Genomic DNA, 24,067 nt, shown 5'->3' on the forward strand with positions numbered 1-24,067 from the left:
AGGGCCCTTCCTCTCCCGAACCGGGCGACCGATCATTCGGTCGATCTTCCTGGGAGCAGTAATTCAGGAGCCCGGGGGTGCTGGCAAGAGGGGCGCACGGATCGCCCGCGGACGGGCCCGCGGCTCGGCCTGTGGCGAAGCCCGGTGCGCCGGAGCGCGCGCTCCTGTTTGGATGGACGGCATGCCGACCTTCTCCGCGTACGACACGACCCGGCTCGCCTACCACCTGGTGGGGGAGGGGGAGCCGCTGATCTGCCTGCCCGGCGGACCGATGCGGGCTAGCGCGTACCTCGGCGACCTCGGCGGGCTCTCCGTCGTACGGCAGCTGGTCCTGCTCGACCTGCGGGGTACGGGCGGTTCCGCCGTACCGGAGGACCCGTCGACCTACCGCTGCGACCGGCTCGTCGACGACGTGGAGGCGCTGCGCGAGCACCTCGGCCTGGACCGGATCGACCTGCTGGCCCACTCGGCGGGCGCGAACCTGGCCCAGCTGTACGCCGCCCGGCACCCGGAGCGGCTGCGCACCCTCACCCTGATCACCCCCTCCACCCGGGCCGCCGGTATCGAGGTGACCCACCAGGACCTTCGCGAGGCCGCCGAACTGCGCAGCGGCGAACCCTGGTACGCCGAGGCCCGGGCCGCCCAGGAGGCGCTGCTCGCCGGAGGGCCCTTCGCCGAGTTGTGGCCCGCCGTCCGGCCGCTCACCTACGGCCGCTGGGACGCGGCCGCGCAGGCCCATGCCGCCGCCTCCGCCGGGCAGACCAACCCCGAGGCGCGCGGTCGCTACGACGCCGAAGGTGCGTACGACCCCGCCACCACCGTCCCCGCCCTCCGCGAGCCGGCCGCGCCGGTGCTCGTCATCGCCGGGGAGTACGACGGGCACCCGAGCCCGGACCGGGCGACGGAACTCGCCGCGCTCTTCCCGCACGGCGAGTTCACCGCCCAGCGGGGCGCGGGGCACTTCCCGTGGCTCGACGACCCGGGCGCCTTCTCCCGTACCGTGGCGGCCTTCCTCGATCCGGACGTCCTCACCGTGCGGGCGGGCGGCGTCCGGCTCGCGTACCGGGTGTGGGGCGAGCCCTCGGCCCCGCCCGTCGTCCTCCTCCACGGCCGGGCCGGATCCTCCCTCACCTGGACCCGGATCGCCGAGCAGCTCGCCGCCGAACACCGCGTGTACGCCCCCGACTTCCGGGGCCACGGGCTCAGCGACTGGCCCGGCCGCTACTCCTTCGAGCTGTTCCGTGACGACCTGCACGCGTTCCTGGAGGCGCGGAACCTGGCCGGCGCCACCGTCGTCGGGCACTCCATGGGCGGGGTGGCGGCCTATCTCCTGGCCCAGCGCGAGCCCGGGCTCATCGGGCGGCTGGTCATCGAGGACGCCCCGCCGCTCCTCCCGCTCGACCCGCCGCGCCCGCCCGCCGTGCGCCCTGAAGGCGAGCTGGACTTCGACTGGGCCGTCGTACCGGACATCGACGCCCAGCTGAACGACCCGGATCCGGCGGCCCGCGAACGGCTGGCGGAGATCACCGCCCCGACCCTGGTCATCGGTGGCGGCCCCACCAGCCACATCGACCAGAAACAGCTCACCCACATGGCGGACACCATCCCCGGAGCCACGTTCGTCACCATCGAGGCGGGCCACCTCGTCCACACCACCCGGCCGGACGCCTTTCTTGAGGCGATCAAGGCGTTCGGCCTGGGATGACCTGTCAGCCGTCAGCGAGCAGCGGCCAGCCGTCAGCCGCTAGCTGTTGGCTCCGGCCGCCTTCGCCGCCACCGCCTTCGCCCAGCGGTAGTCCGCCTTGCCGCTCGGCGAGCGCTGGATCCGGTCGGTGATGACCAGGGCTCGGGGGATCTTGTACCCGGCGAGCCGGTTCCGGCAGTGGGCCTGCACGGCATCGAGGTCCAACGCCTCCGCCCCCTCCCGCAGTTCGAGGACGGCCGCGACCCTGCTTCCCCAGCGCTCGTCGGGGACGCCCGCGACGAGTGCGTCGTACACGTCCGGATGCGACTTGAGCGCCTGCTCCACCTCCTCCGGATAGACCTTCTCCCCACCGGTGTTGATGCACTGCGAGCCCCGGCCGAGCACGGTGACGATGCCCTCCGCGTCCACGGTCGCCATGTCGCCCAGCAGCACCCACCGCTCCTCACCCTTGCGGAAGAAGGTGTCGGCGGTCTTGGCCGGGTCGTTGTAGTAGCCGAGCGGCACATGGCCGCGCTGTGCGATGCGGCCCGGCTGGCCCGGTGCCACCGGCTCGTACGTCACCGGATCGACCACGGCCGTACGGGCGTTGACCTGGACCCGGAACCCCCGCTCGGGGCCCGAGTCGGCGGTGGCCGTGCCGTTGAAGCCGGATTCGGACGAGCCGAAGTTGTTGAGCAGCATCACGGTCGGCACGAGCGCCTGGAACTCGGCCCGCACCGAATCCGACATGATCGCCCCCGAGCTGGAGACGGAGAACAGCGACGAGCAATCGGTCCCGCGGAGCGCACCGTTGAGAGCGTCGATCAGCGGGCGCAGCATCGCGTCACCCACCAGCGACACGCTGGTGACCTTCTCCTTCTCGATCGTCCGGAGAACCTCATCCGGGACGAACTTGCGGTGTATCAGGACCCGTTGACCGAAGTTGAACCCGATGAACGCGGTGAGCGTGGAGGTGCCGTGCATCAGCGGGGGAGTCGGGAAGAAGGTGATGCCGTCACCGCCCGCCGCCACCCGCTCCGCCAGCTCCTGCGGACTCTTCACCGGATCGCCGGTCGGTGCGCCGCCGCCCAGACCGGAGAAGAACAGGTCCTCCTGACGCCACATCACGCCTTTCGGCATCCCGGTCGTGCCGCCGGTGTAGATGATGAACTGGTCGTCCGCGGAGCGTGGTGCGAAGCCGCGCAGGGGTGAGCCGGAGGCCTCGGCCTCGGTGAAGGGGACGGCCCCCGGGCCCGGAGGTGCGGCGGCGGGCCCCACGCGGACCAGGTGGCGCAGGGCCGGCGCCTGTGCGGACGCCGCCGCCACCCGCTCGTCGAACTCGCCGTCGAAGACCAGCGCCGTCAGGTCCGCGTCCCGGTAGAGGTAGACCAGCTCCTCCTCCACGTACCGGTAGTTGACGTTGACCGGCACCAGCCGGGCCTTGAGCGCTCCCAGGACCGTCTGGAGGTACTCGATGCCGTTGTAGAGGTGCAGACCCAGGTGCTCGCCCGGGCGGAGGCCCGCGTCGATGAGGTGGTGGGCGATCCGGTTGGCGGCGGCGTCCAGCTGGGCGTAGGTGAGGCGTCGCTCGGCTCCCGTACCGGGATGGTCGACGTACAGGAGCGCCTCGCGGTCGGGGACCACGTCGACGACCGACTCGAACAGGTCGGCAAGGTTGTACTCCACCGTTCCTCCTGACCCCGGGTGACTGGCGACTCGGCCGTCATTAGAGCGCCGGGCGGCACAAGTGGGAAGGGGTGGCGTCGAAAGAATCTGACGAGCTGTCAGAAAACTATTGAACTGCGACCCCGCCTACTGCAACCTGTTCCAGGTCTGGAGACGGGAGTTCGTCATGGGCGGTACGGAACACCTCGGTACGGAACACCTCACCGTGGAGCGCCAGGGCGCCACGCTGGTGCTCACCTTGAACAGACCACAGGCCAGGAACGCGCTGTCGCTGCCGATGCTCGTCGGACTGTACGACGGGTGGCTCGCGGCCGACGCGGACGACGGGGTCCGCTCCGTCGTCCTGACCGGGGCGGGCGGCTCGTTCTGCTCCGGCATGGACCTCAAGGCGCTGGCGGGCGGCGGGATGGAGGGTGAGGAGTACCGGGAGCGGATGACCGCCGACCCGGACCTGCACTGGAAGGCGATGCTGCGCCACCACCGCCCGCGCAAACCGGTGATCGCCGCCGTGGAAGGGCCGTGCGTCGCCGGCGGCACCGAGATCCTCCAGGGAACGGACATCCGGATCGCCGGGGCGGGCGCCACCTTCGGGCTCTTCGAGGTCCGCCGCGGCCTCTTCCCGATCGGCGGCTCCACCGTCCGGCTGCCCCGCCAGATCCCCCGCACCCACGCCCTCGAAATGCTCCTCACCGGCCGCCCCTACACCGCCGGGGAGGCCGCCGCCATCGGGCTCATCGGCAGGGTCGTGCCCGACGGCACCGCCCTGGAGGAGGCGCTCGCCGTCGCAGAGCGGATCAACGCCTGCGGGCCGCTGGCCGTCGAGGCGGTCAAGGCCTCGGTCTACGAGGGCGCCGAGCTGGCCGAGAGCGAGGCGCTGGCCGCCGAACTCAAGCGCGGCTGGCCCGTGTTCGCGACCGAGGACGCCAAGGAGGGCGCTCGCGCCTTCGCCGAGAAGCGCCCGCCCGTCTACCGGCGCGCCTGAGCCCCGAGCCCATGGAGAGAGCCATGCCCGATGTCCTCAGCGCCCCGCTGGTGGTCGAATTCCCCTTCACCCGTTCCCTCGGCCCCGTCCAGAGCGCCTTCCTCACCGGACTGCGCGAACGCACCGTCCTCGGGGTCCGCACGGACGACGGCACCGTGCTCGTACCGCCCGTCGAGTACGACCCCGTCACCGCGAACGAGCTCCGCGAGCTCGTCGAGGTCGCCGCCACCGGCACGGTCACCACCTGGGCCTGGAACCCGTCCCCGCGCCGCAACCAGCCGCTGGGAACCCCGTTCGCCTGGGTGCTCGTCCGCCTCGACGGAGCCGCCACCGCGCTCCTGCACGCCCTGGACGCCCCGGGCCCCGACGCTGTACACACCGGGATGCGGGTCCGGATCCGCTGGGCCGCCGAGCGCACGGGCGCCATCACCGACATCGCCTGCTTCGAGCCGTACGAGGGTGAGGCAGGACCGGACGAACCCGTGCCGCACGACGGGGAGTTCACCGACCCCGTCACCGGCATCGTCGCCCCCGCCCGCCTCGACTACGTCCACACCCCCGGCCGCGCCCAGAGCGCCTACCTCAAGGCCCTCGAGGGGCACCGCACCGTCGGCGAACGCTGCCCCGCCTGCCGCAAGGTCTACGTACCGCCGCGCGGAGCCTGCCCCACCTGCGGCATCGCCACCGAGGAAGAGGTCGAGGTCGGCCCGCGCGGGACCGTCACCACCTTCTGCATCGTCAACATCAAGGCGAAGAATCTCGACATCGAAGTCCCTTACGTCTACGCCCACATCGCCCTCGACGGCGCCGACCTCGCCCTGCACGGCCGCATCGCGGGCATCCCGTACGACCAGGTCCGCATGGGCCTGCGCGTCGAGCCCGTCTGGAGCGAGGGCGCCCGCCACCCCGACCACTACCGGCCCACCGGCGAGCCCGACGCCGACTACGACACGTACAAGGAGCTGGTGTAGATGCGAGACGTGGCGATCGTCGCCTTCGCCCAGACCGCGCACCGGCGGCGTACCGACGAACTCTCCGAGGTCGACCTGCTGATGCCCGTCCTCCACGAGGTCCTCGGCGCGACGGGCCTCAAGGCGAACGAGATCGGGTTCACCTGCTCCGGTTCCGCCGACTACCTCGCCGGACGGGCCTTCTCGTTCACCATGGCGCTCGACGCCGTCGGCGCCCACCCGCCCATCTCCGAGTCCCACGTCGAGATGGACGGGGCCTGGGCGCTGTACGAGGCCTGGGTGAAGATCATGACCGGCGAGGCGGACACCGCGCTCGTCTACTCCTACGGCAAGTCCTCGCCCGGCGAGGTCCGAGACGTCCTCACCCGCCAGCTCGACCCCTACTACCTCGCCCCCCTCTGGCCGGACTCCGTCGCGCTCGCCGCCCTCCAGGCCCAGGCCCTCATCGACGCGGGCGACACCGACGAGGCGGCCCTCGCCGACATCGCGGCCCGCAGCCGAACCGACGCCACCGCCAACCCGCACGCCCAGCTCACCGGGGACATCCCCGCCGGCGACCACCTCGTGCACCCGCTGCGGACCGGCGACTGCCCGCCCATCGGGGACGGGGCCGCCGCCGTGATCCTCGCCGCCGGGGACACCGCCCGCGCCCTCTGCGCACGGCCCGCCTGGATCCGGGGCATCGACCACCGCATCGAGGCTCACAGCCTCGGCGTCCGCGACCTGACCGACTCACCCTCCACCCGGCTCGCCGCCCAGCACGCCGGAGCCTTCGAACGGCCCGTGGACACAGCCGAGTTGCACGCCCCGTTCACCTCGCAGGAGGTCGTCCTGCGCAAGGCCCTCGGGCTCGGCGACGACACCCGTATCAACCCGTCCGGAGGCGCGCTCGCCGCCAACCCGATCATGGCGGCGGGCCTCATCCGGCTGGGCGAGGCCGCCGCCCGTATCCACCGCGGAGAGTCCGACCGGGCCCTCGCCCACGCCACCTCCGGGCCCTGCCTGCAGCAGAACCTGGTCGCCGTCCTGGAAGGGGAGAGCACTCATGCCTAAGGAGCCCGTCGCCGTCGTCGGCATCGGCCAGACCAAGCACGTCGCCGCCCGGCACGACGTCTCCATCGCCGGACTGGTCCGCGAGGCGGCGGTCCGTGCCCTGGAGGACGCCGGACTGACCTGGAGCGACATCGACGCCGTAGTCATCGGCAAGGCGCCCGACTTCTTCGAGGGCGTCATGATGCCGGAGCTGTATCTCGCGGACGCCCTCGGAGCCGTAGGCAAGCCGATGCTCCGCGTCCACACGGCGGGATCGGTCGGCGGCTCGACCGCACTCGTCGCCGCCAACCTCGTCGCCGCCCGCGTCCACCGGACCGTCCTGACCCTCGCCTTCGAGAAACAGTCCGAGTCCAACGCCATGTGGGGGCTCTCCCTGCCCGTCCCCTTCCAGCAGCCCCTGCTGGCCGGGGCCGGCGGCTTCTTCGCCCCGCACGTGCGCGCGTACATGCGCCGTTCGGGAGCCCCCGACACGGTCGGCTCCCTCGTCGCGTACAAGGACCGCCGCAACGCGCTCAAGAACCCCTACGCGCACATCCACGACCCCGGCATCACCCTGGAGAAGGTCCAGGCCGCCCCCATGCTCTGGGACCCGATCCGCTACTCCGAGACCTGCCCCTCGTCCGACGGGGCCTGCGCGATGATCCTCACCGACCGGGAGGGCGCCGCCCGGGCACCGCACCCGCCGGCCTGGGTGCACGGCGGCGCGATGCGCAGCGAGCCGACGCTCTTCGCGGGCAAGGACTTCGTCTCCCCGCAGGCGGGCAAGGACTGCGCCGCCGACGTCTACCGGCAGGCCGGGATCACCGACCCGCGCCGGGAGATCGACGCCGTCGAGATGTACGTCCCCTTCTCCTGGTACGAACCGATGTGGCTGGAGAACCTCGGCTTCGCCGGTGAGGGCGAGGGCTGGAAGCTCACCGAGGCGGGCGTCACCGAACTCGACGGCGACCTCCCGGTCAATCCCTCGGGCGGTGTGCTGTCCACCAACCCCATCGGCGCGTCCGGCATGATCCGCTTCGCCGAGGCGGCCCTCCAGGTACGGGGGAGGGCCGGCGAGCACCAGATCGACGGGGCCACCAGGGCGGTCGGCCACGCCTACGGCGGCGGGGCGCAGTTCTTCGCCATGTGGCTCGTCGGATCGGAGCCCCCGCCGGGGTGAGATCCCGGCCCGCTGCCCGCTGCCCGCTGCCCGCTGCCCGCTGCCCGCTGCCCGCTGCCCGCTGCGCGCCTCAGGGCAGGGGGCAGCTGACCTGCAGCACCCGTTCGGCCAGCCGGCCCGTGAGGCGGCCGTCGGTGACGGCTGCCTCGGCGAGCCAGTCCGCCGCGGTCAACTGCTCCACCAGAGGCTCCAGTTCGTCGGGCTCGACGGCACACCAGGAGGTGAGGGCCGCCACGTCGACGCCCTCGCCGTCGGCCCCCAGCCGTCCGTCGGTACTGGTCCGGACGGCCAGGGCCAGGGCGAGGAGCCGGGCGGCGGCACCGGTCTTCTTCTTGCGGAGCTTCTTGTCACCGACGACCCGCTGGGCCCATCCGCTGAGCTTGGGACGCGTCTTCCGGCCGAAATCGAACGGGCCCTGCCCGTCGTCGTCGGGCATCAAGGACGGGATGGTGATCGGGGTGGGGCTCTCGGGCCGGGAGTCGAGCAGATCGTCGGCGGTGCCGGGGATGGACAGCCACCCGGAGTCGACGAGCCGCCCGATCAGCTCCTCGGGCTCCGTCAGGGGCAGCCCCCTGACGTCCTGCCCCACCAGGTTGCCGGTGCCGGTGAGCGCCGAGCGCAGGGTCAGCATCACCGCCATCAGACGGGCCTCGGGGCCGGGCAGCGGGGTGTGCTCGGCGACATGGGCGAGGACCGTCCGTGCGTGCTCCCACTGGGTGAGCCCGGGCAGCAGACGGTTGGTGACCTCTCCGTCGCCGACCGGGCTCTGGCCGGTGCGCTGCTGGTGCTGGAGGAGAGCGGCGTCGGCCGCCTGCTCGGCGCGCCGGGCCTCCAGCCTCAGCTCGGTCTCACCGGTGACCTCCGCCCAGGTGCGGAAGGCCTTCGCCTTACGGGAGTGGAGTTCGGCGAGCTCCGCCAGATCGGGTTCGGGGCGCTGCTGGTAGGCGCGGAAGAGGTCGCCCAGCTCGATCAGTTCGTCACGCAGGGCGACCGGGTGCAGATCGTGCGGCACGATCCGCTGCGCGATCTTCCCGTACCGACGGCTGCGCCGGGGCTTCGGGGTGCGGGGGCCGGGCACCCCCTGGGGAGCGGGCACCCCCTGCGGGGCGGGGGCCGCGGAGGAGGGGGCGTGGGAGAAGTGCGGGCCGATCGCACCGGCCGGACGGTCGGCGCCGGCCCGGGCTCCTGCCGCGGGGAGCGGTCGGGCGGCGGCCGGTCCGGTGGCGGCCGGGGCGGTGGCGACGATCTTCGCGGAGGGGTGGGCTGCCGCGCAGCGCGCGCAGCACTCCAGCGCCCGCCACCAGCGGCCCTGCCGGTCGTTGATGACGGCCATGACGACCGGGCCCCCGCACCGCGACGGTGTGGCCCGATCGCGCGGGCCCGCGTCCCGGACGTGCGTGTGGCACTCCTCGGCCCGGCAGGCGCAGTACGCCTCGGGCCGGGGTCCCGAGGCGGCTCGCAGATGTGTCGCGAGGTGCGCCACGGCCGCCGTGCGGCCGGCGGCTGCGGAGGGCAGAACCTGGGGGGTGCAGGCCGGACGGCTGCACGAGACGCGCACTGTCGCACCGCCCCGGTCGGCCGCGTCCAGGCGCACCGTCCACGCGCGTCCCGCCACCCGTTCTTCCAGCCCGCTCACTGTGCCCTCCACCGTCATCCTGTCCTCTCTTCCGGCGCACCGCCGTCCCCGTACGCACCGCTGCCGCGACGGACGGGGCACGGCGGTGGATCCAACGCTATGCGGCACGGGGCCCCGAAGTGGGTGAACTTGCTGCGATTCCACGCGGAAGAGTCTCTGCCGGGCACCCCGTGATGCCTGCCGGGCCCCCTCGTGATCCCTGCCGGTGGCCGCAGGGCCGCCCCGTCGGCGGCCGCGGGGCCGGTGCCGCAGGGTGGAGTTCCGCCCCGGGCCCGGCTCCGCAACGTGAGCCGGGCCACGTAACATGTCAGCATGTCCTTCCTCCGCCGCCGTAGCGCCGCAACACCCGCGGGCCCGGACTTCGATGTCCTGGCCATGGACCCGGGGGACTGGCCCGGCAACCTCGGCGCCGGTCTGCTCCCCGCGCCCGACGGCAGCTGCCAGGGCGTCTTTCTCCGTTACGACCTGTACGGCGGCCGCGGCCCGGCCATGATCATCGGCAATCTCCCGGCCGGTTCGCCCGCCCGTGAGACCGAGGACGGCCAGGTTCCGTTCGAGGTGGCGCAGCTGCTGCTGGCCCTGGAGAACGACGAGCCGGTCGAGGTCGTCAGCAGCGAGGACGTCCCCGTGATGCAGGGCGACAACCTGCTGATCGTCCGCCGGGTGAAGCTCTCGGAGAGCCGTATCGCCTGCGTCCAGTTCGATCGCAGCGACGGGGTGCTCGTGACCATCGCCAGCTGGGACCGGCCCATCACCGACGATCTGTACACCCTCCTCAAGCCCCTTCCCGCAGAGCTGTTCCAGCAGGGCTGAAACGTCTCTGCATAGGCCGCCCGAATATGCCGGGCGGCCTATTTTCATGCCTGCCCGGGGCTTTTCACGCCTGCGTGGGGCCCGCCGGACGCCGACGGCCCGCCGTGAGGTGCTCACGGCGGGCCGTCGGCCGGGATCCGCAGGGACGCGGGACCAGGACTAACCCCTGCTGCCCGCCAGTTCTGCCATCAGCCGGGTCACCTGTGCCGCTGAGGTGCCGAGCCCCGTGGGGCCGCTGAGGTGCCAGGGGGCGGCGTGCCCGCCCCGCAGGTCCTCCTCGCGGTACCGGCGGCAGCCCCGGTGCCAGATCAGGATGCCCGCGATCCAGTGCTTGAGCTCCAGCACATAGCCCGCCAGTACTTCCCGCGCCTCGGCGTCCAGGTCGAAGTCGTCGTACAGCACCGGGAGTTCGACTTCCGCCACATGGAGGAACTGCCGCAGCCGGGAGTTCATCAGGTCGTGCACGATCGCGACGCCCGTCGGATAGTCGACCCCGAAGAAGTTCTGCACGACCAGGACGCCGTTGTGCACCTCACCCTCGTACTCGATCTCCTTCTGGTACGAGAACAGGTCGTTCATGAGGCACGCGTAGTCCGCCGCGGCGTTCTCCAGCGACCGCATCGGGCCGCTGCGGTAGACCGCTTCCGGAACGGTCCTGCCGTGTCCGAGCCGGCACAGGCTCATCGTCAGGTCCGAACCGAAGGTCGCCCGCCGCATCTCGACGTAGTCGACCGGATCGGGGATACGGTTCTGCGCCTGGTTGGCCAGCTCCCACAGCCAGCTCGCGGTCATCGACTCGATCGCGTCCCGGAAGGTGCGCCGCCCGCCCAGGTCCATCGGCGCCGAGGTCCGCTGCCACAGATCGCCCAGCGAGCGCTCCAGCGCGTTCACCGGCTCCGGGGTGGATTCGCCGTCCAGCGGCATGAAGAGGGAGAGCCGCTCATTGGCCAGCCGTGCCCCCGCCAGGTCCCTGGCCCGCCCGTGCACCACGGGGAACCAGTCGTCGCCGTACGTCCCCCAGGCCAGCCACCCCGAGGAGAGGTCCAGCTCGTCCGGTGTCGCGTCCGGGTGCAGCCCCGCCGCGCACAGGGGGAGGTCGATCGCGATGATCCGATCCTCGTCCCAGATGTGCGAGCCCGGAACCCCCGGCTGCGCCTCCAGGATGCCCATCCGGCGCGCCCAGTCGACGAGCCGGACCCGGGCACCCTCCAGGTGCGGGCTGAGCGTCGTCCCGAACGGCAGGTCGAGGTCGGGGATCAGGGAGGGGCCCACATGCTGGTACGGCAGATGGCTGTGGCTGCGGGCCCGCGCCGTCTCCGAACGCGGCGTGAACTTGATCGAGGCGGCGGACATGCCGAAGCCCGCCACCGCCTTGCCGGCCCCGCCCCCGTTCATGTACCGGCTGGAGCGCATGTGCCATTCGTGGCCGCCGGACTGCCAGTCCTGCAGCCCCTTGACGTACGCGAGGACGGACGCGGTCCGCGCCGGATCGAGGCCCTTCTCCGCGCAGAGCGGGCCCAGCTCGGTGAGGGCGGTGTTCTCGAACTGCTGGAGCCGCGAGGTCAGCAGGTCGTTTACGGCCTCGGCGGCCTCCTGCGTGGAGCAGCCGAGGAACTTCTCCAGGACCAGGACCCCGTTGCTGTTCTCGCCCTCGTCCTCGACCTCGCGCTGGTACGAGAACAGGTCGTTGCGCAGGTGCACCCCGTCGGAGAAGGCGTCGCGCAGGACCCGCAGCGGGCGGGAGTCGGCCACCTCGGCGGGTACCTCGGCGTCGGCCGCGTACTCCACGAGCCCGGCGGACCAGGGGGCACCGCCGACCTTGCGGCGCATCTCGATGTACTCGACGGGGTTCGCGATGCGCCCCTCGTTGATGTTGGAGAGCTCCCACATCGACTCGTTGAGCAGGTTCTCCGTCGCCTCCGCGAACCGGGCCCGCCAGGCGTCCGACATCGCGGGGACCGTGCGCGTCCACAGATCGGCGAGGCCCGCCTCGACGGGGTTCTCCGGCTCCGGCGTCGCGGCCCCGCGCTCCATCGGCATGAAGGCGGGAAGCCGGTCCAGATACCGCTTGGCGCCCGCACGGTCGGGCGTGCGCTTGAACAGCTCCAGGAAGTGGTCGTCGAAGAAGAAGACCCACACGTACCAGTCGGTGACCAGGGACAGTGCCTCGGCCGAGCAGTCGGGGTGGGTGTAGGCGCAGAGCAGGGCGTAGTCGTGCGCCTCCAGGTCCTTCTCCTCCCAGATGCCGGATCCCTCCAGCATCCCCATGCCGCGTGCCCACTGACGGGTGTGCGCCCGTGCCGCCTCCACATGAGGGTTGAGCCGTGCCGGATACGGAACATAGAAGTCCGGCAGTGAGAAGGGCTGTGCCATGTGCGTCAGGCCTTTCCAGAAGCCTCCGCGCGGAGTGCGCGCGGACCGGTGGTGTCCGCGCCAGCACTACCCTTCGGCCATCCGGGGCACGCATAACAGCGATTAGTCACATAATCGCGGGGGGTCCGCTCGGTAGGCGGAGTCGGCTCAGTAGGCGGAGTCGACGTTGTCGATCGAGCCGTACCGGTCCGCGGCGTAGTTCGCGGCGGCGGTGATGTTGGCGACCGGGTCGGTGAGCTTCTTCGGGGTGCCCTTGACGTGGTACGTGTCGAAGGTGGGCTGGATCACCTGGAGCAGACCCTTGGAGGGGATGCCGTTCTGCGCGTTGATGTCCCAGTCGTTGACGGCGTTCGGGTTGCCGCTGGACTCGCGCATGATGTTGCGGTGCAGCCCCTCGTAGGAGCCGGGGATGTTCTTCTTCTCCATGATGTCGAGCGACTCGCGTATCCAGCCGTCGAGGTTGTTCTTGTACTGCTTGGGCGCGGCGACGGCCTTGCGCTCGGTGGAGCGGTTGGCGGCCTGCTTCTCGGAGCGCTCCTTCTCGGCGGCCTTCTTCGCCGCCGCCTTGCGCTCGGCCACAGCCTTCTCCGTGGCGGCCTTGCGGTCGGCCACGGCCTTCTTCGCCGCTGCCTCGTTCGCGGCCGCCTTCTTCGCGGCGGTCTCCGTGGCGGCCTTCTTGGCCGCGATCTCCTTGGCCGTGGGAACACCTGCGGCGATCTTCTCGGCGGCGATGGAGGACTTGGCCGCGGTGGGCTGTGCCTCGCTCTGCCCGCCGGTCGCGGCGATGGCCGTGACGGAACCGGCCGCGACGAGCACGGCGGTGGCGAGCTTGTGGGAGCGGGTGATGCGGATGGTGCGGGGCATGCGTGAGCTCTTCCTGTTGGGGACGGGATCTGCGGCCCGTGGCCGCGTGAGCAGAGACCGAGGGGGATCGGCTGCCGACCGCCGGTGGGCGCTCGTCGCAGGCTCGGTCTCGGTGCTTGCCGGGATCCATGGTTAACGGCCACCGACACAGGAAGCAATGACCTCATTTACTACTACTGGTAGTAGATAGGGCGGAATACCGCTTTTGGGTGTTTCGTCGCGCCGCAGGGGAGGGCCCGCAGCCACTACCGGACGTCGTAGGTGACGTGGGTCTCGTGGCGCGCCTCACCCGGCGAGGGCTCCGGGATGCCGCTGAGTCAGCGCCCGGTCACACGGGGCCGCGCCTCGCGGGGGTGTCCGGGCCGCCGGAACGAGCCGCCGAGCGGCTGCCGGAAGCTCCCCTCGGCCGAGGGGAGAAACGCAGAACAGCGCGCTGCGGGACCGGTGTGTCGGCACCGGCCCCGCAACGCGCTTCCTCTACACAGTGGCTTCTCAGTCGTGGGTCTCGGTCGTGGGTCTTGGGGGGAAGGCGGCACACCCGCCTTCCCCCCAAGACCCACGCGGCCGCGCCGTCGGCACGGCGTCGCGCGCGGGCTCAGCGCGTCCCGACCGCCGCCCGCACCGCCCGCCGCGCCATCGCGCAGTCGTCGTGCAGCCTGCGCAGCAGCAGCCGCTGCTCCTCGCCCGAGGAGAGGGCACCGGGCCGGTCCTGGCCCGCGCCCGCCGCGGGCGCCTCGCGCATGGTGCGCTGCACAGCCGTCTCGTAATTACGGATCTCGCGGGTCAGGACGAGCATCAGATTCACCAGGAACGCGTCCCGCGCGGCCGGCCCCCTGGCCTGGGCGAGCTGGCTGATCTGGCGCCGCGCCACCGGGGCGTCACCGAGCACCGCCCACAGGGTCGCCAGGTCGTAGCCCGGCAGATACCAGCCCGCGTGCTCCCAGTCGACCAGCACAGGACCGGTCGGTGACAGCAGGATGTTGGAGAGCAGCGCGTCACCGTGGCAGAACTGGCCCATGCCCTGGCGCCCGCCCGCCTGGGCCAGACCGTGCAGCAGCTTCTGCAGATCGCCCAGGTCGCGGTCGGTGAACAGGCCGAGCTCGTGGTAGCGCGAGATCCGTGACGCGTAGTCGAGCGGCGCCTCGAAGAGTCCGGGCGGCGGCCGCCAGGCGTTGACCCGGCTGATCGCGCCGAGCGCGGCACGGATGTCGGCCCGCGGGGGCGCCTCCGCCGGGTGGCGGGTCAGCGCGGCCACCCGGCCGGGCATCCGCTCGATCACCAGCGTGCAGTTCTCCGGGTCCGCCGCGATCAGCCGGGGCACCCGAACCGGGGGGCGGTGCCGGACGAACGCGCGGTACGCCGCTATTTCGTGCTGGAACCGCTCCGTCCAGGCGGGGGAGTGGTCCAGTAAACACTTCGCCACGGCGGTGGCCCGCCCGGTCGTGCCCACGATCAGGACCGAACGGCCGCTGCGCCGCAGGACCTGGACCGGGTTGAACTCGGGGCAGATGCGCTGCACGGAGGCGATGGCCATCCGCACCTGAGCGCCCTGCGGCCCGGAGAGGTCGATTCTTCCGCTGAGGGGTCCGGCACCCGGTCCCGTCGCCCGCCGGGTCCGGCCCAGACCCTGCGCCGGTGCGCCGGCGTGGGGGGCGAGATACGGCCCGCCGCCCGTCCCCATGGGACGGAGCGGCCGGGGCGGGGCGGACACGGAGGACGATGCTGTGTACATGGGCGAGACAGGTCCCTTCGTGCGCCGACAAGTTACGTGCGCCAACCCGGCCGACGGCCGTTCGGCACCCTGGGGAGTACCTAGGGCTGCCGGGCGGGGTGGCGCTTTCCTACCTGACACCGGGGCGCGGGTGGCAGACCATCTGGCGGACCCTGGCGAACCCTGGCGAATAGTCCCGGCGCATCTGACAGGGGGTTAGTGTCAAGTCAGCCGAGAACCTGGGGGCTTGACGTGACCGGAGAACCCAACACCCGCCTTTCTGACCTGTTCGGCCTGGCCGGCTGGTCCAAGGGCGAACTCGCGAGAATGGTGAACCGGCAGGCGGCGGCCATGGGCCACCCGCAGCTGGCCACCGACACCTCGCGGGTCAGGCGCTGGATCGACATGGGGGAGTCCCCCCGTGATCCCGTGCCCGAAGTGCTGGCAGCCCTGTTCACCGAGCGGCTCGGCCGTGTCGTGACCATCGAGGACCTCGGGTTCGGCCGGCGCGGGCGTGTGGGAAAGCGGCGTGACTCAGGGACGGAACACGATCCCGATCAACTGCCGTGGGCGCCCGAACGGACGGCAGCGGTCCTCACCGAATTCACGGGAATGGACCTCATGCTCAACCGACGCGGCTTGGTGGGTGCGGGCGCCGCGCTCGCCGCCGGCTCCACCATCGCCGGCCCCATGTACGAATGGCTGCACAGCAACCCCGCTCCGGCGGCCGATGCTCCACGCGCCAACGATCCCCAGCACGCCGCCCCCGCCGGTCTCGACCGGTACGAGGCCGCGCCCGTGGGATCCGAGGAGATCGAGGCACTGGAGCACTCGGTCGAGGTGTTCCGTGCCTGGGACGCCTCCCGCGGCGGCGGACTCCAGCGCAAGGCCGTCGTGGGCCAGCTCAACGAGGTGGGCGGCATGCTCGCCTACCGCCACCCCGACCATCTCCAGCGCCGCCTCTGGGTCGTCGCGGCCAACCTCGCCGTACTCGCGGGCTGGATGTCGCACGACGTCGGCCTCGAACCCACCGCCCAGAAGTACTTCATCATCGCCGCCCACGCGGCCCGGGAGGGCGGCGACCGGCCGCGCGCCGGTGAGGCGCTCTCCCGGGCCGCCCGCCAGATGGTCCACCTGGGCCGCCCCGACGACGCCCTCGACCTGATGAAGCTGGCGAAGTCCGGCTCGGGGGAGGAGACCCTGCCCCGTACGCAGGCGATGCTGCGCACCATCGAGGCCTGGGCGCAGGCGGCGATGGGCCGGGGCCAGGCCATGCGGCGCACCCTCGGTGAGGCGGAGGAGCTCTTCGTCTCGGACAGGGGAGACGTGCCATCGCCGAGCTGGATGCAGATGTTCGACGAGGCCGACATGCACGGCATGCAGGCCCTGGCGTTCCGCACCCTGGCCGAGCACGACCCGGCGGCCGCGCCCATCGCCCAGCGCCACGCCAAGCTGGCCCTGGAGCTGCGGGTCAACGGGCGTCAGCGGTCCAAGCTCTTCGACCACATCTCGCTCGCCTCGGCCTGCTTCATCGCCAACGACCCCGAACAGGGCGACCGTTACGCCCGGCTCGCCCTGGTGTCGATGGGGGAGACCTCCTCGCACCGCACCTGGGACCGGCTGCGCGAAATGTACCGGCTCACCGGCCAGTTCGCGGGATACGCCAAGATCCAGGACCTCCGCGAGCAGATCGAGCGCTCACTGCCGCAGAGCCCGGTCGCCAAGAAGGTCAGGGGTGCGCAGGCCTGACCTCCTTACGCGTCCGCCGGCGGAGGCCGTAACCGCCGCGCGTACCCACCGTCATGACGCCCCGGCAGCACTCACCACCGGTCCTGTGCGCGCACGCGCTCCCTCACGCCCCGATCCGGGCGACCAGCACACACGCGTCGTCCAGGCGTTCGGTCCCGCCGAACTCCTCGACCACGCCCCGCACGCACTCCTGTGCCGTACGGGCCTGTGCGAACCGGGAGGCGAGGGCGAGCAGCTCCTCCGGGCCCGTACCCCGGTCGCTGCGCCGCGTCAGGCCGTCCGTGTGCAGCACCAGTACGTCACCGGGGAGCAGGCGCACCTCGTCCTGCTCGTAGGCGACCCGGGACGCGGCACCGAGCAGCACTCCGTCCGGGGGCGTCAGCTGCCGCCCCGTCCCGTCGCGGAAGAGCAGCGGCGCGGGGTGTCCCGCCTGCGCCCAGGAGAGGAGGCCGGTCGCCGGGTCGAAGCGGCAGCACAGGGCGCTGCCCAGGGCGGGCTGTACCGACGTTTCGAGGAGGTGGTTGAGGTGACCCATCAGGGCGCCCGGCTCGATACCGGCGACGGCCATGCCGCGCAGGGCGCCGAGCATCATGGCCATGGCCGACGTGGCGGGAATCCCGTGCCCGGTCAGATCGCCGACGGTCAGCAGGGTCCGGCCGTCCGGCAGCTCCATCGCGTCGTACCAGTCGCCGCCGATGAGGCCGCTGGACGCGGAAGGGAGGTAGTGGGCGGCGATGTCCAGGGCACCGGGGCCCTGCTGCGGTAGGCGTAACGAACCGCGCCACGGCGGCAGGACGGTCTCCTGGAGCTCCACCGCCATCCGGTGCTCCGTGCGCTCGATGCGCTCGTCGGTCTGCGCCGAGTCCCGGGTCCGGCTGACGGTCTCCTCGCTGCGGCGCAGCTCGCTGACGTCCCGCAGGACGGCCCACATGGAGGCGGTGCAGCCCTCGGAGTCGAGGACCGGTTCGCCCGTCATGTGGAGCGTGCGCACCCGGCTGTCGGGGAGCACGATGCGGAACTCCCCGTCCATCGGCCGCCCGTCCACGAGGCAGCCCGTCACCATGGAGGTCAGTCTGGGCTGGTCGTCGGGGAGCAGTACGGACGGCAGGTCGTCCAGGGAGAGCGGTGGCGAACCGGGCGGCCGGCCGAAGATCTCGTACAGCTCCTCCGACCAGCTGACCTCGTCGGTGAGGAGGTTCCACTCGGCGCTGCCCACCCGGTTCGGCGCGGAACCGGCCGGCGGGCCGTCCACCCGTGCGTCGCCGTCCCGGGGGGCGGAGCGCTGGGCCGGCAGACCGGCCTTGAGCTGACCGAGCTGTTCGTCGAGGTTGTCCAGGTGCTGGACAGCCAGGTCGCACAGGGCGCGCTGCCAGCGCGCCTGGGGGCCGTCCTCGTCGGTCACCGCCGCGTTCCGTCCCACGGCGTCCACGTCTCCGCGCAGCCGGCGCGTGCGGTGGATCAAGGCGTCGACGGCATCGTGCGCGGGGGGCTGTGGTGCGGGGCGGTCCGCGAACAGATGGGACGGCATCTCGTACTCCGATACAGGCGCGGTGCGGCCGGGTCTCAGGGGTCGACCGCTATCGACTGTCGCACAGGCTGCGGCGGCCCGTAAGGGATTCTGCAACACTCGATGCGTTGTTGCTTATGGCATATGCCACCGGCTGCGCGAGCGGGGAGAACCTCCGAACGGGCGTACGGATAGGGGGTGTTGGCCTGCCCCATTGGCATAGGCACCCGCCGGTACAGGCGCTGGTCGTAAATGCGTGTGCGCATGACAGGGGCCGCCCGGCAGGATGCCTCGCATGCCCGGACGGCCGAGCGTCATCCTTCCCCCGCGGTCCGTCCTTGACGCCTTCGGTGTGCGCGGCACCCCCGAGTCGCTGGCCGGTGGTCAGGGGCGCAGCGTGCGGGTCGGCGGGGCCGTTCTGAAGCCCGCGGAGGGGGTCCGAGGGGGAGTGGGAGTGGGCCGCGTCCGTGTTCGAGCGACTGTGCCGGGGCGCCGGCTTCCGTGTGCCGAGGCCGCTGCGGTCGGCGGACGGGAGCGGTGTGGTCGAGGGCTGGACGGCCGCCGAGTTCGTGGAGGGCCGCCCCGGTCCCCGGGGGCAGTGGCCCGGGGTCGTCGCCACCGGCCGAGCCTTTCACGCCGCCCTGCGGACGCAGCCCCGCCCCGGCTTCCTCGACCGCCGGACGCATCCCTGGGCGGTGGCCGACCGGGTCGCCTGGGGTGAGGAGGAGGCCGACGTGGTCGCGGAGCTCACCGATCCGCTGTCGGCCCTGTTGGCCCTGCGCAGGCCCGTGGAGGCGGCGGCGCAGCTCATCCACGGCGACCTCACCGGCAACGTGCTCTTCGCGCCCGGCCGGGACCCCGCCGTCATCGACTTCTCCCCCTGCTGGCGGCCGCCCCTCTGCGCGGAGGCCGCGGAGCGCGGACCCGACGGGGGCTGGGTGTACCTCTGACGGCTGCCGGACCGGGGCGATCCGGTCCGGGAATGCCGACGTGGTGTGCCGCGTTACCCCACCAGAACGAAAACGAATCCCATTCCCGTTACGGGGGTGGGGTCGTCGAGCACCACGGGAGGCGCCCATGGCACGCAGCGAACTGAGGCCCGTCGTGACCCTCCGGTCCACTGCCGGAACGGGCAGCAGCTATGTGACCCGCAAGAACCGCCGCAACACCCCCGACCGGCTGGAACTGCGCAAGTTCGACTCGGCCGCCGGGCAGCACGTGCTCTTCCGTGAAGCCCGCTGACCGCAACCGCCCGCAGCGCAGAAGAGACCCGTCCCCCTGTACGCCACCGCCACCGGCGGTGAGGAAGGAACGCATCGATGAAGTCCCGTATCCATCCCGTCTCCCGCCCCGTGGTCTTCCGTGACCGCGCCGCGGACGTCGCCTTCCTGACCCGCTCGACCGCCGACTCCGGCGAGCGCGTGACATGGGAGGACGGCAACGCCTATCCCGTCATCGACGTGGAGACCTCGTCGGCGAGCCACCCCTTCTACACCGGGGGCCGTCAGGTGCTCGACACGGCGGGCCGCGTCGAGCGGTTCCGTCGCCGCTACAGCACCGAGGACGCGTCCCGTAGCTGACGGGACCGGGTCCGTCGAAGGTGGAACCGGGAATTCCGTGCCATGGAGCACATCCATGGGGGCGGGTTCCCGGGAACAGCCCTAGATGGTTTATCGTTCATCTATACGTGGGTGTGAGGGGGACAGTGTCCCCGGGCCTCACCAACTGCACATGGGGAAGATCGCACAGCCGAAGCCCCATGGAGCTCCTCGCCGAGAGGCGACCGCCCTTCATACCCGCACTCAAGCCGCCCCGGCTGGATTCCCCCGATCCGGCCGGGGCTTCCCCGTACCCGGCTGCCGCCCCCCGCGCGGTGCCGTTTCGAGGGCCAGCGCTCCCCCCGCCAGCACCACCGCCCCCAGCGCGGCCCCAGGGCTCCACCACCGCTCTGCCCCGGCCGCGAGCGCCGCCCCGGCCACCGCCGCCCCCAGCCGGCCCAGCACCCAGACGTCCGCCGGCTCCAGCTCCCGTACCGCCGCGCGGCCGGCCAGCGAGGTGAGGGTCCCGGTGAAATAGTTCGTCGGCGTCACCCGGATGCGCCCCTGGATCCCCATCGCCAGCGACACGAGGGCCAGCAGCCCGAGCCGGTCACTGTACGACGCCACCAGATCCAGCCCCCACAGCAAGGCCGCCGCCCCGAGCAGAACGGTCTCGGCCAGCAGCATCACCCAGAGCCGCAGCCCCAGCCGCCCGGCCATCAGAGCGCCGGACGCGGCCCCGCAGGCGTACGCGGCCAAGGCGGTGGCGACCCGCAGCGCCACGCCGTCCTCGCCCGCTCCGGCGGCCGAGGCCCCGAGCAGGACCAGATTCCCGGTCATCACCCCAGCGAAGACCTGTCCCACACAGAGGAAGACGAACGCGTCCGCCGCCCCGGAAGCCGCGGACAGGAGCAGCAGCGCCCACGCACCGCGCCGCGCAGGGCCGTCGGCACGCGGCGCAGCGGAGGAGGACGCGGAGGGTGAGGGCGGCGAGGGCGGGGGAGCGGAATGCACGCGAGCATTCTCGGTACCCGCGCGCTCCCGAACCGCTCCCGGCGCCAGACGTGGCGCGCCGCGTGCCGGTGCCCGGGGTCACCCGGCCCGGAGCCCGGTCACATCGTCTCGTGGAGATCCTTCGCGTAGTGCTCGATGGCGGGCCGGTACTTCTGGACATGCCGGTCGTCACTGGTCGACGCCACCAGCCGCAGCAGCAGCCGCATCGCCTCGTGGTACTCCTCCGTGTTGAACAGGGCCATGGCCAGGAACGTCTGCAGCGCCCCGTCGTCCGGGAACTCCTCGATGCCCCGGCGGAGCGTCTCCACGGCCTGCCCGTACCGCCCGAGCACCCGGTACGTACTGCCGAGCCCGAGCAGCGCCCCCCGCCGGTCCTCCGCCCCGAGCCCCGTCCCCGCCAGGCTGCGTTCGTAGTACGCCACCGCCTCGGTCTCCAGGCCCAGGACGTCGTGGACCCAGGCGGTCCGGTAGGCCACCTCCGCGTCGTCGGGGAACCGGGAGGTCAGCGCGAGCAGCCGCTCGCGCGCCTCCCCGGCCCGGCCCTCCTCGCGCAGCCGGTCGGTCTCGGCCAGCAGATCCTTCTTCTCACGTGCGCTCATCCGCCCATCGTCGCAGGCGGCACCGGAGAGCCGGACGTTTTTTGAGGCCCGGATGCCCGCCCGCGTGTTTTCCGCCCCGGCGGGGGCATCTGTCCGCCATGACTGCAGAGACGAATACCCCTACGCGACAGGGGACATGGCTACGCGTGTTGCTGAGGGTGACCGTCCTGACGGTGGTGCTGCTCGGGCTGGTGGCGTTCTCCTTGTTCCTGGCCAAGGTGACGCTCACCCCGTCACCGGCCTCCGAGGACATCGTCACATCGAATCTGCAGCCGGGCCGGTCGCTGCGCCAGTACGCCGAGGACTACACCTTCCTCGCCGCGTGCAAGCAGGCGGGCGGAAACCTGCTGCTCGGTGTGCCCTTCGGGCTGCTGCTCCCGTTCATCGTGCCGCGCCGCCTGCGGATGATCAGCATGACGCTGCTGACCGCGGCCGTCATGGTCCTCGTGGAGCTGATCCAGGGTGCCCTGGTCGCCGGCCGCGCCTTCGACATCGACGACGTAATCCTCAACACGGCGGGCGCCCTGCTCGCCTACCTGCTGGTGGGCCGCCGGATCAGCCACCACTACCACGCGCACGCGCACACCCCCCGGGCCGAGGCGGGGAAGCCCGCCCCGCAGCCGAAGGGCGCGGCTGAGGCGACGGCATTCCGGACCAGGACGAAGGCCCCGGCGAAGACCGGGACGAAGACCCGGGCCACGACCAAGGCGAAGGAACCGTCCAAGGCCGGGGCGAGGACCGGTGGCACACGCCTGGGGAAGGCCAGGGGTTCGGGCGGGCGCCCCACCGGCGACGGCGCACAGCCCGGCTCGGGCCGCGCCCTGCTGGACCGGCTCCGCAGGCGCTGACCGCAGGGGCCGGCACAGGGCGCTGCTCCACGCGCTGACGGACGCTCCGCCCCCATGTGCCCGCCACTCCTCAGGCAGGGGCCGCCCCACCCGTTCGGGCCGCGGCCGTTTGCGGGCCGTCCCGTGCGGCCGCAGCGTGGGGGCACGTCCTGCGCGCGGATGCCGTGCGGACCCCCTGCCGAGGAGGAGCGTCATGGCCGACGGCCGATGGAGCCCGGGCCGCAAGCAGGCCGACGCCGACGAGTTCAGGCCCGTCCTCGACATCGTCGAGCCCGGCCACCAACGCCGGCTGACGGTACTGCTGCGCCTGCTCCTGCTGATCCCCCACTTCGTCGTGCTGTTCTTCCTGCACATCGCGGCCTTCTTCACCGTCATCGTGGGCTGGTTCGCCGCCCTGGTGCTGGGGCGGCTGCCCGACCCCGTCTTCCGGTTCCTCGCCCGGTTCCTCGGGTACGACATGCGCGTGTCGGCGAGCCAGATGCTGCTGATCGACCGCTACCCGCCCTTCGCCCTGACCCCGCCGCCGGACTACCCGGTCCAGATCGACGTACGCCCCACCGCCCTCAACCGGCTCGCGGTCCTCTTCCGGATCTTCCTGATGATCCCGGCGGCGATCGTGCAGAGCCTCGCGGTCTACGGGTGGTGGGCCCTGGCCTTCGTCTGGTGGCTCATCACGCTCGTCCTGGGCCGGATGCCGCGCCCCCTGTTCGAGGCGACGGCGGCCACCCTGCGCTACCGGATGCGGTTCTCCGCGTACGCCATGATGCTCACCCCGGCCTACCCCAAGGGCCTCTTCGGCGACGACGGCCTCGCCGTATCGCAGGGGCACCCCCGCTCCGCCACCCGGCCGCTGGTGATGAGCAGCGCCGGCAAGTGGCTCGTGGTGCTCTTCCTGGTGCTCGGTCTCGCGGGCAACGTCACCACATCGGTGACCACCTCCACGTCCTCCGACGACACCACGGAGCTGTCCGGCCGTCCGTGAGGGTCCCTCGTCTGCATCCGTCTACCCGAACTGGCCGATTTCGCAGGGGAGATGGGTTGAAAGAGCGTCGGCGGGTCACATGCAGTCCATGACGTCCAGCGACGCAACCACGGATCCCGCCCCGCAGAGCGGGAAGAAGCGCACGTCCCGTCCCGGGCGGGGAGTGCTGAAGATCGTCGGCATCGGCGCGGCGATCCTGGCCCTGCTGTTCGCCGGCGGCAGGCTCAGTCTGCTGCCGAGCCTCGACGGCCTCTTCGGGGAGGAGACCCACGACCGGTCGGGCCCCGCGGTCCTCAAGTCGATCCAGGACATGAGCGCGTACGAGGCTGCCTCGGGCAACTTCCAGGTCGTCGTCGACCTGGAGAAGGACGCGAAGTTCCTGCCCGACGCGGTACGCGGCACCCGCACCCTGTTCGTCGGCGCGGGCACCGTCGACGCCTCCGTCGACCTGGGCAAGGTCGGAGAGGACGGCGTCGTCATCAACGAGGACCGCACCACCGCCGAGATCCGCCTGCCGCGCGCGGTGCTGGGCAAGCCGGCCCTGGACCCGGACCGCTCCTACGCCGTCTCCAAGCAGCGCGGCCTCTTCGACCGGCTCGGCGACCTCTTCTCCGACAATCCGAGCAGTGAGCAGGCGGTCAACCAACTGGCCGTCCGGCACATCGGCGAGGCGGCGAAGGAGAGCGGGCTGACCGCCCGCGCCGAGAAGAACACCGCGGACATGCTGAAGGGGCTGCTCGGCTCCCTCGGCTTCGAGCGCGTCACGGTCCGCTACGGCGACGACCAGGGCTGATGGCGCCGAACGGCCCGGCGCGGTGACCGTCCGTCGCGGACCGCGCCCGGCCGGCGCCCCTCCCGCCCCAGGCGCCCCACCCTTGACGCGTACGCGACGGTGAGT

General features: G+C 72.1%; 21 protein-coding genes. 13 read left to right on the forward strand and 8 right to left on the reverse strand.

Translation table 11 applies throughout. The features are described from left to right. Window positions 1-181: 181 nt before the first annotated feature. Window positions 182-1,705 carry an alpha/beta fold hydrolase gene (locus ACK8N7_RS35430; RefSeq protein WP_500445181.1) on the forward strand — a complete coding sequence of 508 codons (1,524 nt, stop codon included), beginning with the start codon at window positions 182-184 and terminating at the stop codon, window positions 1,703-1,705. 39 nt (window positions 1,706-1,744) lie between these two features. On the opposite strand, the gene ACK8N7_RS35435 is transcribed toward ACK8N7_RS35430, so the two are convergent. Further along, window positions 1,745-3,370 carry an acyl-CoA synthetase gene (locus tag ACK8N7_RS35435; protein WP_403215492.1) on the reverse strand — a complete coding sequence of 542 codons (1,626 nt, stop codon included), beginning with the start codon at window positions 3,368-3,370 and terminating at the stop codon, window positions 1,745-1,747. Window positions 3,371-3,536: 166 nt separating this feature from the next. Here ACK8N7_RS35435 and ACK8N7_RS35440 point away from each other — a divergent pair, with 166 nt between their 5' ends. From ACK8N7_RS35440 to ACK8N7_RS35455, 4 genes are read left to right on the forward strand one after another with little or no spacing between them, the layout of a single operon-like run. Beyond that, window positions 3,537-4,352, forward strand: coding sequence for a crotonase/enoyl-CoA hydratase family protein (locus tag ACK8N7_RS35440; RefSeq protein WP_403215490.1), 816 nt, complete (start codon window positions 3,537-3,539; stop codon window positions 4,350-4,352). 23 nt (window positions 4,353-4,375) lie between these two features. Then, window positions 4,376-5,323 (forward strand): Zn-ribbon domain-containing OB-fold protein, encoded by a 948-nt coding sequence (locus ACK8N7_RS35445; RefSeq protein ID WP_500445184.1) that lies wholly within the window; start codon window positions 4,376-4,378, stop codon window positions 5,321-5,323. After that, window positions 5,324-6,376, forward strand: coding sequence for a thiolase family protein (locus ACK8N7_RS35450; protein ID WP_500445186.1), 1,053 nt, complete (start codon window positions 5,324-5,326; stop codon window positions 6,374-6,376). Further along, a complete protein-coding gene (locus tag ACK8N7_RS35455; protein ID WP_500445188.1) occupies window positions 6,369-7,535 on the forward strand; it encodes a thiolase family protein in 1,167 nt (388 codons plus the stop codon). Before ACK8N7_RS35450 ends, ACK8N7_RS35455 begins: the two co-directional genes overlap by 8 nt. A 70-nt stretch (window positions 7,536-7,605) precedes the next feature. On the opposite strand, the gene ACK8N7_RS35460 is transcribed toward ACK8N7_RS35455, so the two are convergent. Continuing rightward, window positions 7,606-9,189, reverse strand: a complete 1,584-nt coding sequence (locus tag ACK8N7_RS35460; RefSeq protein WP_403215484.1) for a hypothetical protein — start codon at window positions 9,187-9,189, stop codon at window positions 7,606-7,608. A gap of 294 nt (window positions 9,190-9,483) precedes the next feature. On the opposite strand from ACK8N7_RS35460, the gene ACK8N7_RS35465 reads away from it, so the two are divergent. Continuing rightward, window positions 9,484-9,984 carry a hypothetical protein gene (locus ACK8N7_RS35465; RefSeq protein WP_214962296.1) on the forward strand — a complete coding sequence of 167 codons (501 nt, stop codon included), beginning with the start codon at window positions 9,484-9,486 and terminating at the stop codon, window positions 9,982-9,984. A gap of 159 nt (window positions 9,985-10,143) precedes the next feature. Here the strand turns inward: ACK8N7_RS35465 and ACK8N7_RS35470 are convergent, their stop codons facing one another. From ACK8N7_RS35470 to ACK8N7_RS35480, 3 genes are all read right to left on the reverse strand, one after another. Beyond that, window positions 10,144-12,357, reverse strand: coding sequence for a terpene synthase family protein (locus tag ACK8N7_RS35470; RefSeq protein ID WP_500445190.1), 2,214 nt, complete (start codon window positions 12,355-12,357; stop codon window positions 10,144-10,146). A 147-nt stretch (window positions 12,358-12,504) separates the two neighbouring features. Further along, window positions 12,505-13,221, reverse strand: a complete 717-nt coding sequence (locus tag ACK8N7_RS35475) for a transglycosylase SLT domain-containing protein (RefSeq protein ID WP_403215480.1) — start codon at window positions 13,219-13,221, stop codon at window positions 12,505-12,507. Window positions 13,222-13,816: 595 nt separating this feature from the next. After that, a complete protein-coding gene (locus ACK8N7_RS35480) occupies window positions 13,817-14,953 on the reverse strand; it encodes an aminoglycoside phosphotransferase family protein (protein ID WP_403215478.1) in 1,137 nt (378 codons plus the stop codon). Between the two features lie 231 nt (window positions 14,954-15,184). On the opposite strand from ACK8N7_RS35480, the gene ACK8N7_RS35485 reads away from it, so the two are divergent. After that, window positions 15,185-16,681, forward strand: a complete 1,497-nt coding sequence (locus tag ACK8N7_RS35485; protein WP_500445192.1) for a DNA-binding protein NsdB — start codon at window positions 15,185-15,187, stop codon at window positions 16,679-16,681. Between the two features lie 103 nt (window positions 16,682-16,784). On the opposite strand, the gene ACK8N7_RS35490 is transcribed toward ACK8N7_RS35485, so the two are convergent. Then, window positions 16,785-18,209 carry a PP2C family protein-serine/threonine phosphatase gene (locus ACK8N7_RS35490; protein ID WP_403215474.1) on the reverse strand — a complete coding sequence of 475 codons (1,425 nt, stop codon included), beginning with the start codon at window positions 18,207-18,209 and terminating at the stop codon, window positions 16,785-16,787. A gap of 446 nt (window positions 18,210-18,655) precedes the next feature. On the opposite strand from ACK8N7_RS35490, the gene ACK8N7_RS35495 reads away from it, so the two are divergent. From ACK8N7_RS35495 to ACK8N7_RS35505, 3 genes are all read left to right on the forward strand, one after another. After that, window positions 18,656-19,138, forward strand: coding sequence for a phosphotransferase (locus ACK8N7_RS35495; RefSeq protein ID WP_500445194.1), 483 nt, complete (start codon window positions 18,656-18,658; stop codon window positions 19,136-19,138). A 127-nt stretch (window positions 19,139-19,265) separates the two neighbouring features. Beyond that, window positions 19,266-19,430 (forward strand): 50S ribosomal protein L33, encoded by a 165-nt coding sequence (gene rpmG, locus ACK8N7_RS35500; protein WP_015606683.1) that lies wholly within the window; start codon window positions 19,266-19,268, stop codon window positions 19,428-19,430. Window positions 19,431-19,507: 77 nt separating this feature from the next. Then, complete coding sequence (locus ACK8N7_RS35505; protein ID WP_500445196.1) at window positions 19,508-19,768, forward strand: type B 50S ribosomal protein L31; 261 nt, start codon at window positions 19,508-19,510, stop codon at window positions 19,766-19,768. 222 nt (window positions 19,769-19,990) lie between these two features. On the opposite strand, the gene ACK8N7_RS35510 is transcribed toward ACK8N7_RS35505, so the two are convergent. Next, on the reverse strand, window positions 19,991-20,641 hold the full coding sequence (locus ACK8N7_RS35510) for a YoaK family protein (protein WP_500445924.1): 651 nt from the start codon (window positions 20,639-20,641) through the stop codon (window positions 19,991-19,993). Window positions 20,642-20,838: 197 nt separating this feature from the next. Further along, a complete protein-coding gene (locus ACK8N7_RS35515; RefSeq protein ID WP_403215468.1) occupies window positions 20,839-21,339 on the reverse strand; it encodes a tetratricopeptide repeat protein in 501 nt (166 codons plus the stop codon). Between the two features lie 146 nt (window positions 21,340-21,485). On the opposite strand from ACK8N7_RS35515, the gene ACK8N7_RS35520 reads away from it, so the two are divergent. The 3 genes from ACK8N7_RS35520 to ACK8N7_RS35530 all read left to right on the forward strand — a co-directional run bounded on the left by ACK8N7_RS35520 (window position 21,486) and on the right by ACK8N7_RS35530 (window position 23,962). Beyond that, window positions 21,486-22,187 (forward strand): VanZ family protein, encoded by a 702-nt coding sequence (locus ACK8N7_RS35520; protein ID WP_500445198.1) that lies wholly within the window; start codon window positions 21,486-21,488, stop codon window positions 22,185-22,187. Between the two features lie 193 nt (window positions 22,188-22,380). Continuing rightward, entirely contained in the window at window positions 22,381-23,169 is a 789-nt protein-coding gene (locus tag ACK8N7_RS35525; RefSeq protein ID WP_500445200.1) for a DUF4389 domain-containing protein, read from the forward strand. A gap of 88 nt (window positions 23,170-23,257) precedes the next feature. Further along, window positions 23,258-23,962, forward strand: a complete 705-nt coding sequence (locus ACK8N7_RS35530) for a DUF4230 domain-containing protein (RefSeq protein ID WP_403215463.1) — start codon at window positions 23,258-23,260, stop codon at window positions 23,960-23,962. Window positions 23,963-24,067: the final 105 nt, after the last annotated feature.

Source organism: Streptomyces griseobrunneus (assembly GCF_046713465.1).
GTDB classification, from domain to species: domain Bacteria; phylum Actinomycetota; class Actinomycetes; order Streptomycetales; family Streptomycetaceae; genus Streptomyces; species Streptomyces microflavus.